This is a genomic window from Roseobacter denitrificans OCh 114, assembly GCF_000014045.1.
Classification (GTDB): Bacteria; Pseudomonadota; Alphaproteobacteria; order Rhodobacterales; family Rhodobacteraceae; genus Roseobacter; species Roseobacter denitrificans.
In genome coordinates this window covers 1,695,249-1,710,584 of the sequence record NC_008209.1, presented here as the reverse complement: position 1 = coordinate 1,710,584, position 15,336 = coordinate 1,695,249, and the positions used below count along the sequence as shown (strand labels likewise).

General features: G+C 60.9%; 14 protein-coding genes. 5 read left to right on the top strand and 9 right to left on the bottom strand.

Annotated elements, in window-relative coordinates:
- Positions 1-19 precede the first annotated feature (19 nt).
- Entirely contained in the window at positions 20-1,363 is a 1,344-nt protein-coding gene (locus tag RD1_RS08215) for a PQQ-like beta-propeller repeat protein (RefSeq protein ID WP_011568019.1), read from the bottom strand.
- 71 nt (positions 1,364-1,434) lie between these two features.
- A complete protein-coding gene (locus tag RD1_RS08210; RefSeq protein ID WP_044033018.1) occupies positions 1,435-2,112 on the bottom strand; it encodes a tetratricopeptide repeat protein in 678 nt (225 codons plus the stop codon).
- Between the two features lie 214 nt (positions 2,113-2,326).
- On the opposite strand from RD1_RS08210, the gene RD1_RS08205 reads away from it, so the two are divergent.
- From RD1_RS08205 to RD1_RS08195, 3 genes are all read left to right on the top strand, one after another.
- Positions 2,327-3,565, top strand: coding sequence for an efflux RND transporter periplasmic adaptor subunit (locus RD1_RS08205; protein ID WP_011568017.1), 1,239 nt, complete (start codon positions 2,327-2,329; stop codon positions 3,563-3,565).
- Positions 3,562-7,359, top strand: coding sequence for an efflux RND transporter permease subunit (locus RD1_RS08200; protein ID WP_011568016.1), 3,798 nt, complete (start codon positions 3,562-3,564; stop codon positions 7,357-7,359). The genes RD1_RS08205 and RD1_RS08200 overlap by 4 nt, the downstream gene beginning before the upstream one ends.
- A gap of 76 nt (positions 7,360-7,435) precedes the next feature.
- Positions 7,436-7,891 carry a DUF302 domain-containing protein gene (locus tag RD1_RS08195; RefSeq protein ID WP_011568015.1) on the top strand — a complete coding sequence of 152 codons (456 nt, stop codon included), beginning with the start codon at positions 7,436-7,438 and terminating at the stop codon, positions 7,889-7,891.
- A gap of 52 nt (positions 7,892-7,943) precedes the next feature.
- Here RD1_RS08195 and RD1_RS08190 read toward each other — a convergent pair whose 3' ends face one another.
- From RD1_RS08190 to RD1_RS08180, 3 genes are all read right to left on the bottom strand, one after another.
- A complete protein-coding gene (locus RD1_RS08190; protein WP_011568014.1) occupies positions 7,944-8,636 on the bottom strand; it encodes an SDR family NAD(P)-dependent oxidoreductase in 693 nt (230 codons plus the stop codon).
- Between the two features lie 66 nt (positions 8,637-8,702).
- Positions 8,703-10,541, bottom strand: a complete 1,839-nt coding sequence (locus RD1_RS08185; protein ID WP_011568013.1) for an ABCB family ABC transporter ATP-binding protein/permease — start codon at positions 10,539-10,541, stop codon at positions 8,703-8,705.
- A gap of 72 nt (positions 10,542-10,613) precedes the next feature.
- A complete protein-coding gene (locus RD1_RS08180; RefSeq protein ID WP_011568012.1) occupies positions 10,614-11,900 on the bottom strand; it encodes a LysM peptidoglycan-binding domain-containing protein in 1,287 nt (428 codons plus the stop codon).
- 131 nt (positions 11,901-12,031) lie between these two features.
- On the opposite strand from RD1_RS08180, the gene RD1_RS08175 reads away from it, so the two are divergent.
- Positions 12,032-12,592 carry a TIGR00730 family Rossman fold protein gene (locus tag RD1_RS08175; protein WP_044033388.1) on the top strand — a complete coding sequence of 187 codons (561 nt, stop codon included), beginning with the start codon at positions 12,032-12,034 and terminating at the stop codon, positions 12,590-12,592.
- Between the two features lie 179 nt (positions 12,593-12,771).
- On the opposite strand, the gene RD1_RS08170 is transcribed toward RD1_RS08175, so the two are convergent.
- From RD1_RS08170 to RD1_RS08155, 4 genes are all read right to left on the bottom strand, one after another.
- Positions 12,772-13,371: a superoxide dismutase gene (locus RD1_RS08170; protein ID WP_011568010.1), complete on the bottom strand. Its 600-nt coding sequence runs from the start codon at positions 13,369-13,371 to the stop codon at positions 12,772-12,774.
- 110 nt (positions 13,372-13,481) lie between these two features.
- Positions 13,482-13,916: a hypothetical protein gene (locus RD1_RS08165; RefSeq protein ID WP_011568009.1), complete on the bottom strand. Its 435-nt coding sequence runs from the start codon at positions 13,914-13,916 to the stop codon at positions 13,482-13,484.
- Between the two features lie 4 nt (positions 13,917-13,920).
- Positions 13,921-14,337, bottom strand: a complete 417-nt coding sequence (locus RD1_RS08160; protein ID WP_044033017.1) for a hypothetical protein — start codon at positions 14,335-14,337, stop codon at positions 13,921-13,923.
- Between the two features lie 181 nt (positions 14,338-14,518).
- A complete protein-coding gene (locus RD1_RS08155; RefSeq protein ID WP_105880339.1) occupies positions 14,519-14,713 on the bottom strand; it encodes a hypothetical protein in 195 nt (64 codons plus the stop codon).
- 192 nt (positions 14,714-14,905) lie between these two features.
- On the opposite strand from RD1_RS08155, the gene RD1_RS08150 reads away from it, so the two are divergent.
- On the top strand, positions 14,906-15,100 hold the full coding sequence (locus RD1_RS08150; protein WP_050759066.1) for a hypothetical protein: 195 nt from the start codon (positions 14,906-14,908) through the stop codon (positions 15,098-15,100).
- Positions 15,101-15,336 lie beyond the last annotated feature (236 nt).

The window sequence follows — 15,336 nt, the reverse complement described above, 5'->3', positions numbered from 1 at the left end:
GCTTTACCGCAAAGCCGCGTCAACGGAAAGCATGCAATCGGCCATTTGACGACACGACATAAAGAACACCGCCCGCAACCACCGGGCTGGTCGTGGCACCGCCCGCGATCTCGACCGTGTTTACCAAGGCGCCGCTGGCAGGATCAAAGCTGCGCAGGAACCCGTCGTTGGAGGCCACGTAAAGCCGCCTACCGGCGAGGATCGGCCCGTGGTGAGCATAAATCTCGGCCCGTCTTCTGGGCCGGTCCTTGACGAAACGCGGCAGGGGCGTGCCCCAGATGCGGCTGCCGTCAGAGGCATCAAGGCGCAGCAATTCGTTGAGATCGGAGAGGATGAAAATACTGTCGCCTGCCGCCACGATGTTGCCCTCTGCCCCCTCATTGGCGGTCCAGATGCGTGCACCTGACTCAAGGGACAATGCCACCAGTCGCCCCGACTGATTGCCGACATAAACGCGGTTGCCCACGATCACCGGCGGGGCCGTAACATCGCCGATGCTGCCAAGGGCCGTGCCCGGACGCTCACCACGCACGGATGCATCCCAGCGCCGCAAGCCGCCCCGCCGGAACACCGCCTGCACCTCGCCCGAGCCAAAGGCAAAGACCGCCAGATCACCCGCCACCGCAGGGGCCGGCGCGCCCAACACGTTCGTCACATCCGGCGAGGCGGTGAGTTGCCACAACAGCCGCCCCTCATCCGCCGTAACCGCCCAGCCGCGATCATCGCCAGCGGTCAGATAAACGATACCGTCAACGATCGTCGGCGTGCCGGAGGCTGTGCCATCAAGCCGCTGACGCCACAACTCCGCACCCGTTGCCGCATCCAGAGCCACCAGATTGCCGTACCCCAGCGAGACGAAAACGCGCCCGCTGTCATAGGCCACACCGCCGCCTGTTGCCTGACCGCCGCGATCCCGGGCGGGGCGCACATCCGACTGCCAGACCGTTTGCCCGGACGGTGAGGTCGCGCTCACCAGAGCCTCGGCATCCAGGGTGTAAATCAGCCCGGCCCCGACAACCGGTGTGGCGACAATTCTCTGTCTGCGCCCGTCCCCCTGCCCGATGTCAGCCGACCAGATTTCGCTGATCTGTGCTGCAAGCGCCGGGTGCGCTGTGCGAAATGCGGGTGAGCCATAGGCCTGCGGCCAACTGTCATTCGATTGCACCGCGGGCAGGGAAATGGCGCGTTCTTCGTTCTGGATGGCGAGGCGCTCCGTTGCCTCTGTCCCGTTGAGAATGGATTCGACGCTCTCGCGCTTGCCCACCAGAATAGTGTCGTCTTCGGCACAGGCCGCAAGAAAAACCGTTGCAGCCAGCAGTAAAGACAGAGGTCGCGAAACGCGCGCCGGGGCTACAAAAAACATATACTCTATTCCGCCCTATTCACCCGCGTCAGCATCTGCGCGGCTCTCCCCAAGCTGCGCGCCACTCCGGTTCAGTTCCCCAACCCGGGAAGACTATCCAGTTCCGGCGTGCCGCCGAGCGCCACAATCACCTGTAAGGCGCGTTGTTGCAAGTCCGCGCTCGCACCCTCCGCCTGCAAAATCGACTGATACTGCGCAAGCGCGGCCTCGGTATTGCCAGCGGCGACTTCCATCAGCGCAAGCTGCTCCTGCGCCAGAAAGGACAGCGGCGCACCGGGCACGGCCAGCGCTTCGAGTTGCTGGCGACGTTCGGATGGGTCCATCGTGTCCGCCTGCAGAACAATGGATTTGAACGCGGCAATCTGGCGGTAAATCTCAGGCACATCACCATCAACGGCGACCTGTTCCAGCGCTGCGAGCGCTGCGTCAAGTTCACCGGCCTGCTGCGCTTCGGCGGCGGACAAAAGGCGCACCACGGCGGCCGCGCCGGGTGTTGCGGTGTCAATCGTATCAAGGCCCGCCTGACGGGTCGCGGGTTCGCTCAGCGACAAGGCGTCCAGAATCTGATCGCCCAGACGTTCCGCCTCGGCACGCGCCTGCGCCTTGCGGTATTCGCTCCACGCGGCACCGCCCACGATCAGCACGACCACCAAAGCGGCGACCCAACCATAACGGCGCAGCATCAGGTAAAACCTGTCGCGGCGCACCTCTTCGTTGACCTCATCGATGAAACTGTCTGTGTCGCTCATATTGCCCCGCCAAAACTCGCTTGTGGCCTCTCTTACAGTGCGCGGACGGGCAAGCCAAGACCCTGCACTTTCTCTGCGGGCATGCCATTGCACTCGGGCCGGAAAATAACTATTCTGAACTGATCAGTTTAGCGCGAAAACCAGTTTTCAATCGCCAGAGAGACCACCCAACGCGGCGCATTGACGGCTGAAAATCCACAACGAGGCAGCTTTAATGCGTATTTTTTCCATCGTTGCAGCGATTGCAGTGGCGGCGGCTTTGTACTTTGCCATCGTTGATCGCGGCGCTCTGCTGGCCCTGTTGGGACAGGATGCCCCCGCCCAGACCGGCGACGATTCGCCGGAAGCGGCGGCGCAAGATACCGTCCCGAGCAGTGATCTGGTCAAGGTCGTGGTGCAAAGGTCGGTGGCCCAGGCCATTGAAACAGCCGTGTCACTGCGGGGCGAAACGCGGGCCGCGCGGGTCGTGGATGTGAAATCCGAAACATCCGCCATCGTGATTTCCGACCCCCTGCGCAAGGGCGAGAATGTGGAGAAGGGTCAGATCCTGTGCCGTCTTGACGAATCCACACGCGGCGCGGCGCTGGCACAGGCCAAGGCACAGTTGGAGGAGGCCCGCGCACGCGCGCCCGAGGCGCAGGCACGTCTGGATCAGGCCATCGCGCAACTGGCCGAGGCGCGGATCAATCAAAACGCATCAAGCAAGTTGAGCGAGGGCGGATTTGCCTCAACCACCCGCGTGGCAAATGCCGAGGCCAATGTCGCAACCGCGCTCGCATCCGTCGAGTCCGCGCGTGCGGGTGTGCAGGCGGCACAGGCCGGGATCGAAAGCGCGCAGGCCAATGTCGCCACCGCCGAAAAAGAGCTGGAACGCCTGCTGATCCGCGCGCCTTTCGCGGGCCTGCTGGAAAGCGACACGGCGGAACTCGGCACGCTTTTGCAGCCCGGTGATCTCTGCGCGACGGTGATACAGCTCAACCCCATCAAACTCGTGGCGTTCGTGCCCGAAACCGAGGTGGAGCGGGTCAAGATCGGTGCGCAGGCGCGCGCCACGCTCGCCACCGGGCAGGACAACGTGACCGGGCAGGTCACATTCCTGTCGCGCGCCGCGGACGAAATGACCCGTACCTTCCTCGTCGAGATCGAGGTGGCCAATACGGATATGAACATCTCCGACGGTCAGACCGCGGAAATCCTCGTCGCGGGCGCAGGTGCCAAGGCGCATCTGCTGCCGCAATCCGCGCTGACCCTGAACGATGATGGCGTGCTCGGCATCCGCAGCATCGACGAGAACGCCATCGTCGGATTCCATCCCGTGAAATTGCTGCGCGACACACCGGAAGGCGTCTGGCTGACCGGGCTGGCGGACAGCGTTGATGTGATCGTTCTGGGTCAGGAATATGTGATTGCAGGTGTTCGCGTCGCCCCCACCTACCGGGATCTTGTGCAATGACCGGCATCGTCGACTGGGCCGCCGGGCGCGCACGCATGATCGTGGCGTTTATCCTGCTGAGCATCGTGGTCGGCGCATTTTCCTACACCACATTGCCGAAAGAGGGCGAGCCGGACATCGAGATACCTGCCCTCTTTGTCTCGGTGCCCTTTCCCGGCATTTCAGCCGCGGACAGCGAAACGCTGCTGGTCAAGCCGATGGAGACGGAGCTTGCCGATCTCGACGGGCTGAAGAACATGAGCGGCACCGCCGCCGAAAACTACGCCGGCGTGGCGCTTGAGTTCGAATTCGGCTGGGACAAGACGAAAATCCTCGCAGATGTGCGCGACGCCATGGGCAAAGCCGAAGCGAATTTCCCGGACGGGGCAGAGCAATATTCGATCAACGAGATCAACTTTTCCGAGTTTCCGATCATCATCGTGAACCTGTCCGGCCCCGTGCCAGAGCGCACAATGGTGCGCATTGCCAAGGACTTGCAGGACGATATCGAAGCATTGGATGCGGTGCTGGAGGCAGGCATCGCCGGATCGCGCGACGAGATGCTGGAGGTGCTGATCGACCCGCTGCGCCTTGAAGCCTATAACGTCACCGCCAGCGAACTGATCTCGACCGTTCAGAACAACAACCAGTTGATAGCCGCGGGTGAGGTGGATTCGGCCCAAGGCACATTCGCCGTCAAAATCCCCTCATCGTTCGATGAGCCGCGCGATGTCTACAACCTCCCGGTCAAGACCAATGGCGACCGCGTCGTGACCCTTGGTGATCTCGCAGAGATCAATCTCACTTTTGAGGACCGCGCGGGGACCGCGCGTTTTGACGGGGAAACCACGGTCGCCTTGCAGGTGGTCAAACGCAAGGGTTTCAACCTGATCGACACCGCCGCACTGGTCAAAGACCTCGTGGCCGAGAGAAGCGAACGCTGGCCGGAAGGCCTGCGCTCGGCGGTGCATGTGGGCACGTCAAATGACCAGTCGCGCATCGTGGACAGCATGGTGCAGCAGCTTCAGGGTTCGGTCTTTACGGCGATTGCGCTGGTGATGATCGTCTCGCTGGCCGCTCTTGGCATACGCGCCTCCCTGCTGGTGGGTTTTGCGATCCCCACGTCTTTCCTGCTCTGTTTCGCCTTTCTCGCCGTGATGGGAATCTCCATCTCGAACATCGTGATGTTCGGACTGATCCTTGCGGTGGGGATGCTGGTGGATGGTGCCATCGTGGTCGTCGAATACGCCGACAAGCGCCAACAGGAAGGCGTCGGCCCCATGCAGGCCTATGTGGAGGCGGCCAAACGGATGTTCTGGCCCATCGTGTCGTCAACTGCCACGACCCTTTGTGCCTTTTTGCCCATGCTCTTCTGGCCCGGTGTGCCGGGTGAATTCATGGGAATGTTGCCCGTCACGCTGATCTTCGTGCTTTCGGCCTCGCTGGTCGTGGCGCTGATCTATCTGCCGGTCATGGGCGGCGTCACAGGGCGTCTGGAACGCTGGATTTCGCAGTACATGCAAGAGGTTGCGGGCCTTGCGTGGTATCTGCACCTCGCGCTCTTCCCGATTGCCGCCTTGATGCTGATGACATTGGCCGGGCTGCCACCGGTGTTTGACGGTATCAGCGCGCGGTTTGCGACGATGGACGGGCTGAACCTGCTCGGCTCCGTGATCCCGACCTTCTTTGTGGTCTTTCTGTTGCTTGTGGCGGCGGCGGCCTGTGTGGCCATTGCCATCGGCGGTTTTCTGGTGCTGCTGGTTTCAACCTTCGCGCTGTTGACCCGCATGGGGCGCGCAGGCCGCTGGCTGGCGGCGCGGCTCTTCAGCGCCGAACCTGCGCAGATCACCGCAGGCTATCGCCGCTCCGGCTTTGGCCATGTGATGGCGGCAATCGTCGGCAACCCGGCCATGCCGCTGGTGATGGCGGGGGCGGTTTTCGTCTTTGTCGGCACGATTCTGATCTATTTCATAAACAACAACAATGGTGTTGAGTTCTTTGTGGAATCCGAACCCGAACAGGGCATTGTCTATGTTCTGGCGCGCGGCAACCTCTCGCTTGAGGAGAAAGACGCGCTTGTGAAAGACGCGGAAACCATCGTGCTGGCCCATCCCGGCATCAGCAACGCGTTTTCCTTCGCGGGGCAAGGCGGGCTGAACACGGATACCTCCGGTGCGTCGACCCCGAACGATATGATCGGCCAGATTCAGTTCGAAACGATCCCCTGGGAGGAGCGCGCCGACCGGCCAGAGCTTGACGGCAATATCGTCATCGCCGAACTCAGTGAGCAACTGGCGCAACTGCCCGGTATCAAAACCGAGATCCTCGAAGTCGCGCAAGGCCCCGCATCGGGCAAACCCGTCCATCTGCGCCTCAAGGCAGACAGCTTTGAAACGCTGACCGAGGCCACGAAAATCGCGCGTACACAGTTTGACGCCACCCCCGGCCTGACCCTTGTAGAAGACACGCTGCCCCTGCCCGGCATCGACTGGCAGATCGACGTGGATGTGGAAAAAGCGGGCCGCTACGGCGCTGATGTGCAGATCGTGGGCGCGATGGTGCAGCTTGTGACACGGGGGCTGCTGCTTGACACCATGCGCATCGACAGTTCGGACGAAGAGGTGGACATCCGCGTCCGCCTGCCCGCTGAGGATCGCTTCCTGTCCACGCTTGACACGCTCAAGGTGCGCACCACCGACGGGCTGGTCCCGCTCAGCAATTTCATCACCCGCACGCCGGTGCCAAAACTGGCCGAGATCAACCGGATCGACCAAAAGCGGTACTTCGATGTTAAGGCCGATGTCGCACCGGGGCTGGTCAAGGTGGTGGGCGACCCCGATGGCACAAGCGGCGAGCTGACCCTCGCCATGCTGCGTCCCGCTGGTGCTGCGGCGGATGTCACCGCGCCGGATGGCACCGGTTACAATTGGACATTTCGCGCGAATATCGACAACGACGCGCTGCAATCAGGTCTTGACGACGGACGCTTCAGGCTGGTGCCTGTGAATGCAAACGAACGTATCGCGGTTCTGACGGCGTGGCTTGTCACCGACCCCCTGCCGGACGGTGTCGAATGGGAATGGACCGGCGATCAGGAAGAACAGGCCGAAAGTGCGGCCTTCCTGCAGACCGCCTTTTCCGCCGCGCTGGGTTTGATGTTCATCATCCTGCTGGCGCAGTTCAACAGTTTTTACAACGCCGTCCTTGTGCTTGTGGCCGTGGTTTTGTCGACCACGGGCGTGCTGATCGGGATGCTGGTCATGGATCAGACGTTTTCCATCATCATGACCGGCACGGGGATCGTGGCGCTGGCCGGCATTGTGGTGAACAACAACATCATCCTGATCGACACCTATCAGGAATACAGCCAGTACATGCCCCGGATCGAGGCGATCATTCGCACCGCCCAAGCCCGCATTCGCCCCGTATTGCTGACCACGATCACCACCATGGCAGGTCTTGCGCCGATGATGCTCGGGCTGAGCCTGAATTTTTCCGAAGGCGGCTACACCCTCAACAGCCCGACGGCGCTGTGGTGGAAACAGCTTGCAACGGCGGTGGTCTTCGGGCTTGGCATTGCGACCGTGCTGACGCTGGTGGTGACACCGTCGATGCTGGCCATCCGCGTCTGGGCCACAACCTATGTGCGCTGGGTCGCCACGTTGCTGGCCAAGCTGTCACTGGGGCGCGCCTCGCGGGCGGCCCGCGACTGGGCGCTGGAGCGTGACGCCCGCCGTGTGGCGAATACCGAACTGATTTGGGACGACACCCCGGCCCCCGGCCCCGCAGACACGACGCTGAAGGCCGCCGAATAAGGCACTTCACAGCACTGTGACGAACATCTTGCCAGCGCCGTGCTAGCCTGTGCGCGACCATCAAAGGAGAATACCCATGCCGAACACTGCCGCCATCGCCGGACTGATCACGATCGTCAGCGCAACCAGCGCTTTTGCCGCCGATCTGATCGAAAAGACCAGCCCCCATGCCGTCGGCTACACAATCGACCGCCTTGAGGCGGCTGTCACTGGGGCTGGGGCGACGGTTTTTGCGCGCGTGGACCACGCTGCCGGTGCTGCATCCGTCGATCTGGAGCTTGCGCCCTCGCAACTGCTGATCTTTGGCAACCCCAAACTGGGCACGCCCGCAATGCAGGGCGGTGCGACGGCTGGGCTTGATCTGCCCCTGCGGGTTCTGGCCTACGAGGATAACGCAGGCGTCGTGCATGTGGTCTATCACGACCCGGCCACGCTCGCCGCAACCCACGGCCTGCCTGCGGATGCGAAATACATCCAGATGATGACCGGCGCGCTGGACAAACTGACCGACAAAGCGGTCGCTGCGCAATAGATCTTTGGCAACCCATCTGCCGGCCATCTCGCGCGCGGTCGGCAGATGCCCGTCAGAGGTGTTGAAAACTGTTATCGAGGCACTCGACGATTTCGATGCGCTGCGGATTGCGCAACAGCTTTGCGTATTTGTATTTGAACACGCCACCAGAGAGCTCAACGATTTGAGCGGCCACCCAATCCGGCGAGAGCATGGTTGCGCTGTCCTCCTCTGTTTCGGCCCGGAACGCGCTGTCAATACCTGAGGGTGCAACCACGAGCACCTTGCCGATCTCGCGATCCCGCACCAATGACGCGCCAAACATCCCCAACCCGGCTTGGGTGGCGCAGTAGGCAGGTTCAAGTTCCCTTGGTGTGTACTGCGCGCTTGAGGTGACAAGCATCACCTTGAGCGGCCCCGACGTGCCCGCTTTCAAACGCTGCACAAGCAACATCGGCGCGAGCAAACCTACATTCACCATGGTCCCCAAGGCTATATCATCGAGGTCATCAATATGGCCCCTTTGCAGAAACCCCGCCGCGTAAACCAAGGTGTTCACCGCCGGAAAAGCCGCCAAAAGAGCGTCTGCCGCACGGGCCAGATCCTCGGCTTTGTCCGTGATCGCAAACGCATGGAACTGCGCGCCCGCTAGCCTGGGGTCTTTGCGCCCGGCAACACACACATGATGTCCCTCATGCACATAGTGTTCTGCCAGTTTCAAACCAACGCCCGACGTCCCGCCAACGACAAGAATATTCTTTCTCACGTCACACCCTTCCTTGTCGGCCCCAGTATCTGCCCCGAAACCCTCTGATGCGGGGCAAACAGACCATTATGCTTCAAGCTCCTCAGACTGCTGACGCCGCCAAAGCTGCGCGTAGCGACCCTCGCGCGCGAGCAGCGCGTCATGTGTGCCCGTTTCGATGACCACGCCTTTTTCCAACACGATGATCTGATCCGCCTCGGCGATGGTGCTGAGCCGGTGCGCGATCGTGATAACAGTACGCCCACGGCCCGCTTGCATCAGCGCCTCCTGAATATCGGCTTCGGTTTCGGAATCCAGCGCCGATGTCGCCTCGTCCAGCAACAGGATCGGCGGGTCCTTCAGCAAGGTGCGCGCAATGCCGACCCGCTGCTTTTCCCCGCCCGACAGTTTCAGCCCGCGCTCCCCAACAGCCGTTTCGTAACCCTCGGGCAAGGATATGATGAAATCGTGGATCTGCGCAGCCCTTGCCGCCGCCTCGATCTCCTCCGGGGTCGCGCCGTCCTTACCATAGGCGATGTTGTAGCGGATGGTGTCATTGAACAGCACCGTGTCCTGCGGCACGACGCCAATCGCGCGGTGCAGGCTTTCCATCGTCACATCGCGCACGTCCTGTCCGTCAATGCGCAACGCGCCACTGGTCACATCGTAAAACCGAAACAGCAGCCGCCCGATGGTGGATTTGCCCGACCCGGTCGAGCCGCAGATCGCCACCATCTGACCGGGGTCCGCCGTGATCGAAACCCCCTTGAGGATGGCCCGGTCCGTGCTGTAGCCAAAGTGCACGTCATCCAGTTCTATGCGCCCGCCTTCAACCCGCAGGGGCCTGGCATCCGGGGCATCCACCACTTCTGCCGGTTGCTCCAGCAGATCGAACATCTCGCCCATATCCACCAGCGCCTGCCGGATTTCGCGGTACACTGTACCCAGAAAATTCAGCGGGATGGTGATCTGTAGCATATAGGCGTTGACCATCACGAAATCGCCTACCGTCAGCGTCCCGTTCTGCACCCCGATCGCCGCCATCACCATGACCCCGATCAATCCGGAGGTGATCAGAAACGACTGGCCAAAGTTCAGGAACGTGAGGCTCAGCGCGGTTTTGATCGCGGCATCCTCGTATTTTTCCATCGCCCTGTCATAGCGTTCCGCTTCGCGTTTTTCGGCGACGAAGTATTTGACAGTTTCGAAATTCAGCAGGCTGTCGATGGCCTTCTGATTGGCATCCGTGTCCTGATTGTTCATCTCACGGCGCAGTTTGACGCGCCACTCCGTCACCGCAAAGGTGAACCAGACATAAAGGACAATCACCACCGCCACGACCAGCAGGTAGTAGAAATCAAAATAGAGCGCGAAGATGATCCCCACGAGGATCAGTTCAAAGATCAGCGGCCCGATGGAAAACAGCAGGAAACGCAGCAGGAAATCAACACCCTTGACGCCACGCTCGATAATCCGGCTCAAGCCGCCGGTCTTGCGGGTGATATGATAGCGCATTGACAGGCGGTGAATGTGGTTGAAGGTCTCCAGCGCCAGCATGCGCAGGGCGCGTTGCCCGACCTTGGCAAACACCGCATCACGCAGTTGTTGCAGGCCCACCGTCATCAGACGCGCCATGCCATAGGCCACCGTCATGCCAATGGCCCCAAGCGCAAAGAGCGGCACGCCCTCCTCGGCCAGCGCATCCACCGCGCCCTTGTAAAAGAACGGCGTCGCGACCGATACCAGCTTGGCCAGGATCAACAGCGCAAACGCCATCAGCACCCGATGACGGACCCAAGCCTGATCCTGCGGCCAGAGATACGGCGCGACCTTGCGGATGGTCCGCCATCCCGAGCGGCGTTCTTTTTCTTCGATGTTCTGCTCGGCGCTGTCAGTGCTCTGATCGGCGGCGGTATCACTGGGCATATAGGGTCCTGTCACGTCTTGGAAGCAGATACCTAAGACACAGGCCCCGGCTTGGCCAGCGTGCCGCCCGATTTAGTCTGCGGGAAGGTCGAAAACCTGTCCCGGATAGATCAGATCGGGGTCGCGTATTTCACTGCGATTGGCCTCAAAGACCTGCACATAAAGCAAGCCCTCCCCATATCGCTCACGCGCAATGGCCCAGAGCGTGTCGCCCGCCTGCACGGTAATTGCCTGTATCTGCCCGGTGGCTGCCTGCGTGGCCGCCTCCAGCACAGCCGGTGCCTCGCGTTTGAACGGTGTTTCCAGACGGCTCGTCACCGCGCCATCCTGCCCCAGCGCATCCACACGCAACCGGTAGATACCCGCTGCCACATCTTCGATGACACCGCGCCATTGCCCGTCGGGCTCCACCCTCATACGGGCCACCGCCCGGTTGTCGAGATAGGCGCGCACTTCGACCGCGCCGGTGCCCGCGCGCCCGCCAAGCTGCACGTCGCCCGCATCCGAATAGCTGATCGTGTCGAGCATGATCCGCGACGCCGGGGCCGTCTGCACCCGCGACACCCCTTGCGCATCCGAACGCAATACGGCGATCGCGGGATCTTCCGTCCCCTCGGCAGTGGGCGCGGCCTCCGCCTCCGCCGGGGGCGCGACATCGCTTTGATCAGGCGCGGGGGGATCCACCGCCGCAATCTCCTGCACCGCTTGCGCAGGTTCTTCGTCCTGCGCCGGCTCCGCACCCGTGCCCGCATCCTGCACCATAGCCGTTGGCGCGGTCGCAGTCTCGGGCTGGTCTGGCGCTGCGTCCGGTGGCGGCAGGTCCGCCAGCGGCGTGACCGGGGCGAGGATAATCTCATCCACGGACGCGACCGCTTCGTCCCCTTCACCGCTGCGCAGGGTCAGGCTGCGTGCGCCCTCATCCGCCGTTACCGAACTCACCGCCGCGAATGAACCGGTTGAATCGGCCTGCGCTGTGGTGACGACCTCACCGTCGAGCAGCACATCGACCTGCGCGCCCGGCCCTGCGCGCCCGGCAATCACCATCGTTCCGCCCGTGTCTACCCGCACCTCGTCAATCGTGGGCGCGGCCTCCTCGGGCTCTGTTTGCGCAACGGGCGCGTCTTGCGGCGCGTCCTGTGGTATCTCCTGCGGCGCATCATCGGCTTCGATCTGCTGCGTGACGACCTGATTGCCCCCCGCCCCGCCAGAGGATTCCAGAACCGCCACGGCCTCTTCGCTCAGCCGCCCGGAATCGCGCATCGACAAAAATACCGCCGCCGCGATCAGCCCCGCAATCACGAGGCCCGCGGTCAACAGACCGGTGCTCTGGGATGGGTTGGCAGACCCATTGTCTTTCATTTTGATCTCAACTTTCCGGGTTCACGCGCTCGGATGCGATGCAGACATTGAGCCTACATAGCAACTGCCCTATCACTGGTCAAAACGAATGAAGTCATAAATCCGCGATTTGAAACAAGAAAGTCATGCCGATGCCCCCAAAATCCGTCTGTGTCTATTGCGGATCCCGCCCCGGAACCGACCCCGACTTCCTGCAGGACGCGCAAAACATCGGCCGCGTGATCGCCGATGAAGGCTGGCGGCTGGTCTATGGCGCAGGCGATGTCGGGCTGATGGGAGCTGTGGCGCGCGCGGCGCAGGAGGCGGGCGCTGACACCTTTGGCGTGATCCCGCAACTTCTGGTGGATTGGGAAATCGGGAAAACCGATCTGACCACCTATGTGATCACCGAAACCATGCATGAGCGCAAGAAAGTCATGTTCATGAATTGCGATGCCGTCGTGGTGCTGCCCGGTGGTGCCGGATCGCTGGATGAGATGTTCGAAGCCCTGACATGGCGGCAACTGGGCCTGCATCAAAAGCCGATATTCCTATTGAATACAAACGGATATTGGGACCCGCTGGTATCGCTTCTGCAACATGTGACAGCGCATGGTTTTGCCGATGAAACGCTGCACGGGTTCTACACCACCGTGCCCGATGCCGAGGCCTGCCGCCAAGAGCTGCAGCGCGCCTTTGGTCAGGGCGCCTGACGAACCACCCGACACATCAAGAATCCCGTAGGGCGTTGAACTCCCTGATTGCAGGCAGTGCTTGCGTGATCCAGGTTTTTCGCATGAGACTTTAGGGGGCTCCGGGCATTCAATCGCTACGAAAAACCCCGCGCCATCAACGATGACACGGGGCTGCAACAACTTAACCTGTCACGCGGTTACATGCGCGATGCGACGTTTTCCCAATTGACGAGGTTGTCGAGGAAGTTTGTCAGGTAGGCAGGGCGTTTGTTGCGGAAATCAATGTAGTACGAATGCTCCCACACATCGCAGCCGAGCAATGCCGTCTGGCCAAAACACAGCGGGTTCACGCCGTTTTCCGTCTTGGTCACCGCCAGCGAGCCGTCAGGGTTTTTCACCAACCAGCACCAGCCTGACCCGAACTGACCCGCACCGGCGGCGGAAAACTGTTCCTTGAACGCATCGACAGACCCGAAATTCTCGGTCAGCGCTTTTTCCAGCTCTCCGGGCATCTTGCTCTCACCCGGACCCATCATTTCCCAGAACTGGTTGTGGTTCCACAACTGGCTGATGTTGTTGAAGATGCCATTCTGCGCCACGGCAGAGGCATCATAGGTGCCCGTGATGATGTCTTCCATGGACTTGCCCGCCCATTCGGTGCCCTCAATCGCCTTGTTGCCATTGGTCACATAGGCGTTGTGGTGCAGGTCGTGGTGGTATTCCAGCGTTTCGGCGGACATGCCTTTGCCCGCCAGAGCATCATGCGCGTAGGGAAGATCAGGAAGTTCAAAAGCCATTGTCGGGCCCCCTCTTGGTTATTCAATGCGGTGTGTAGTGCAATGAAGCGCTACACGCTCGCAGTTCAAGTATCAGGGCGCGCAAAAAGTTCCAAGCGTATAGACAAAAGCTATTTTGCGGTCTTGGTCACACAGTTGCCTTTGCCGCTGAACCGATTGGGATATCCATCCGGCTTGGCATAAAGGCTGAAGGCACCGGTTTGCTTGTTGATCCGGGCGTTGTAATCCATGTGGTTGACGGTCTGATTGGCATCGTCGCGCGCCCCACGCAAGGTCCACCTTACATCCAGCTTGTTCGCCCTGTTACGAACCTGCGTTGTCTCGATGGGCTTTCCGTAAAAGTGCAAGATAACCGAATCTGAGATAACCGCGGGTTGCCCCTGTCTTATGACAATGCCAACCTTTTCGGATATCCAGTCAACACCTTCGCGTTTTTGAGTGATTGTGCAGTCATAAAGAGTGCCCGCAGCACGCGACGCGGCGGGCACGACCCCCACGACACCGACCACCGCGAGCAGCGCGCACACCGTTGCTGATCTATTCATCGGATCAGCCGTTTTTCAGCACGCAGGTGCCCGAACCTGTAAACCGGTTAGGATAGCCATCAGGGGAGCCTGATACATGCACCTTGTTGTTCGATTTCGTCAGCGAGGCGGTATAGTCGAAGGAGGGCGTCTGCTGGTTTTGGCTGTTGACGTTATTGTTCAATCGCCAGCGCACGACCATCTTGCGATCATTGTTCCGCGTGACACGTGCCACGATGGGGGCTTTGTTAAACTGCAAAACCACGGAGTCAGAAACAAGCACCTGCCCGTTTTCTTTCATAATGATTGCTAATTTTTCGGAAACCCACCCACCGCTTGCGCGGGTCGTGTTGATATCGCAGTCGTAATAAGTGCCGCCCGCTGTTGCGGTCCCGGCGAAAAGCAAAGAAACCAGTGCGGACGCCGTCAATTTTTTAAACATGTGGTACCTAACGCAAAGAAGTATGTTGTCAGGGTACCGGCAGCGCTTGGACAATTCAAAGTCCAAAGTGTCGCGATTTCCGCGAGCCACATTCACCTGCGATGCCGCGCGGGCACATCTGGCGCAAAAGGGCGCACGGTGTCACACGCGCGCCCTCGTAGGTTTCAGTGAATACCCTGTATTATTCCGTGATGGCCGGTGCCGTTTCAGGCTCTGCCACCGGGGTGGCGGGATCTATGACAGCAGTGCCCGGTTCAACTTCCGAGCCGTTCGCGCCGAGGAACGCAAGCCCTGCCACAAAGAGCCCGATGAGAAGCAATCCGACAACAATACCTTTGCCACCGATGCCTTGGTTGTGCTGTGAGTAGTCTGACATGATCTTCTCTCCTTTTGATGAGAGGCTCATGATGACGGGTCCGGGGCACGCTGCAATATAGGCGGAAATCCCCGACAACTTTCGGCGGGTGACAGCCTTTGCGCCCCAACCCCATCGGCTGAGCACCGCGCATTTGGCCCGCCTGCCAACTTGCGCTATACTGAAGCGAACCTCACAGAACGGAGAGACTTGATGAGTGAACAAATGTTGGCAGTACTTGGATTTGGCAGCATCGGCGCGATTGCCATCGTCTTGCTCGTACTGGAACGGCGCGGCATGGCCAAACGCAAGGCAGCGCGCGGCGGACGTGAAGTAGATGTCAGCAACCTGATCGCATTCGGCTCTGCCGCAGGCGAAAACAACAAGACAGACAAAACGCCCAAGTAACCGGCGAAACCACGGCGCAGGGTCGGTTCGCGGCCCATCACGGCGCCTGTGTGCGCCCTGAGCAATGGGCCACAGGGCGCATTGGCCTGCCCGGCGCAAACAAGGCATGCGCGCGCGCCCTTGCCCCAAAACCGGCGACGCGCGACATCATCTCGCATGCAACTGCCATGCTCTTGATCGTTTGCCCCTTTTGCGCGGCCCATTTGATCGCTACATGAATAGTCCAACGCTGCAAG

Coding starts and splice junctions, on each gene's coding strand:
- RD1_RS08200 (WP_011568016.1), top strand. CDS start 3,562: ATGACCGGCATCGTCGACTGGGCCGCCGGGCGCGCACGCATGATCGTG.
- RD1_RS08170 (WP_011568010.1), bottom strand. CDS start 13,371: ATGGCTTTTGAACTTCCTGATCTTCCCTACGCGCATGATGCTCTGGCG.
- RD1_RS08165 (WP_011568009.1), bottom strand. CDS start 13,916: ATGAATAGATCAGCAACGGTGTGCGCGCTGCTCGCGGTGGTCGGTGTC.
- RD1_RS08195 (WP_011568015.1), top strand. CDS start 7,436: ATGCCGAACACTGCCGCCATCGCCGGACTGATCACGATCGTCAGCGCA.
- RD1_RS08160 (WP_044033017.1), bottom strand. CDS start 14,337: ATGTTTAAAAAATTGACGGCGTCCGCACTGGTTTCTTTGCTTTTCGCC.
- RD1_RS08215 (WP_011568019.1), bottom strand. CDS start 1,363: ATGTTTTTTGTAGCCCCGGCGCGCGTTTCGCGACCTCTGTCTTTACTG.
- RD1_RS08210 (WP_044033018.1), bottom strand. CDS start 2,112: ATGAGCGACACAGACAGTTTCATCGATGAGGTCAACGAAGAGGTGCGC.
- RD1_RS08180 (WP_011568012.1), bottom strand. CDS start 11,900: ATGAAAGACAATGGGTCTGCCAACCCATCCCAGAGCACCGGTCTGTTG.
- RD1_RS08185 (WP_011568013.1), bottom strand. CDS start 10,541: ATGCCCAGTGATACCGCCGCCGATCAGAGCACTGACAGCGCCGAGCAG.
- RD1_RS08205 (WP_011568017.1), top strand. CDS start 2,327: ATGCGTATTTTTTCCATCGTTGCAGCGATTGCAGTGGCGGCGGCTTTG.
- RD1_RS08155 (WP_105880339.1), bottom strand. CDS start 14,713: ATGTCAGACTACTCACAGCACAACCAAGGCATCGGTGGCAAAGGTATT.
- RD1_RS08175 (WP_044033388.1), top strand. CDS start 12,032: ATGCCCCCAAAATCCGTCTGTGTCTATTGCGGATCCCGCCCCGGAACC.
- RD1_RS08150 (WP_050759066.1), top strand. CDS start 14,906: ATGAGTGAACAAATGTTGGCAGTACTTGGATTTGGCAGCATCGGCGCG.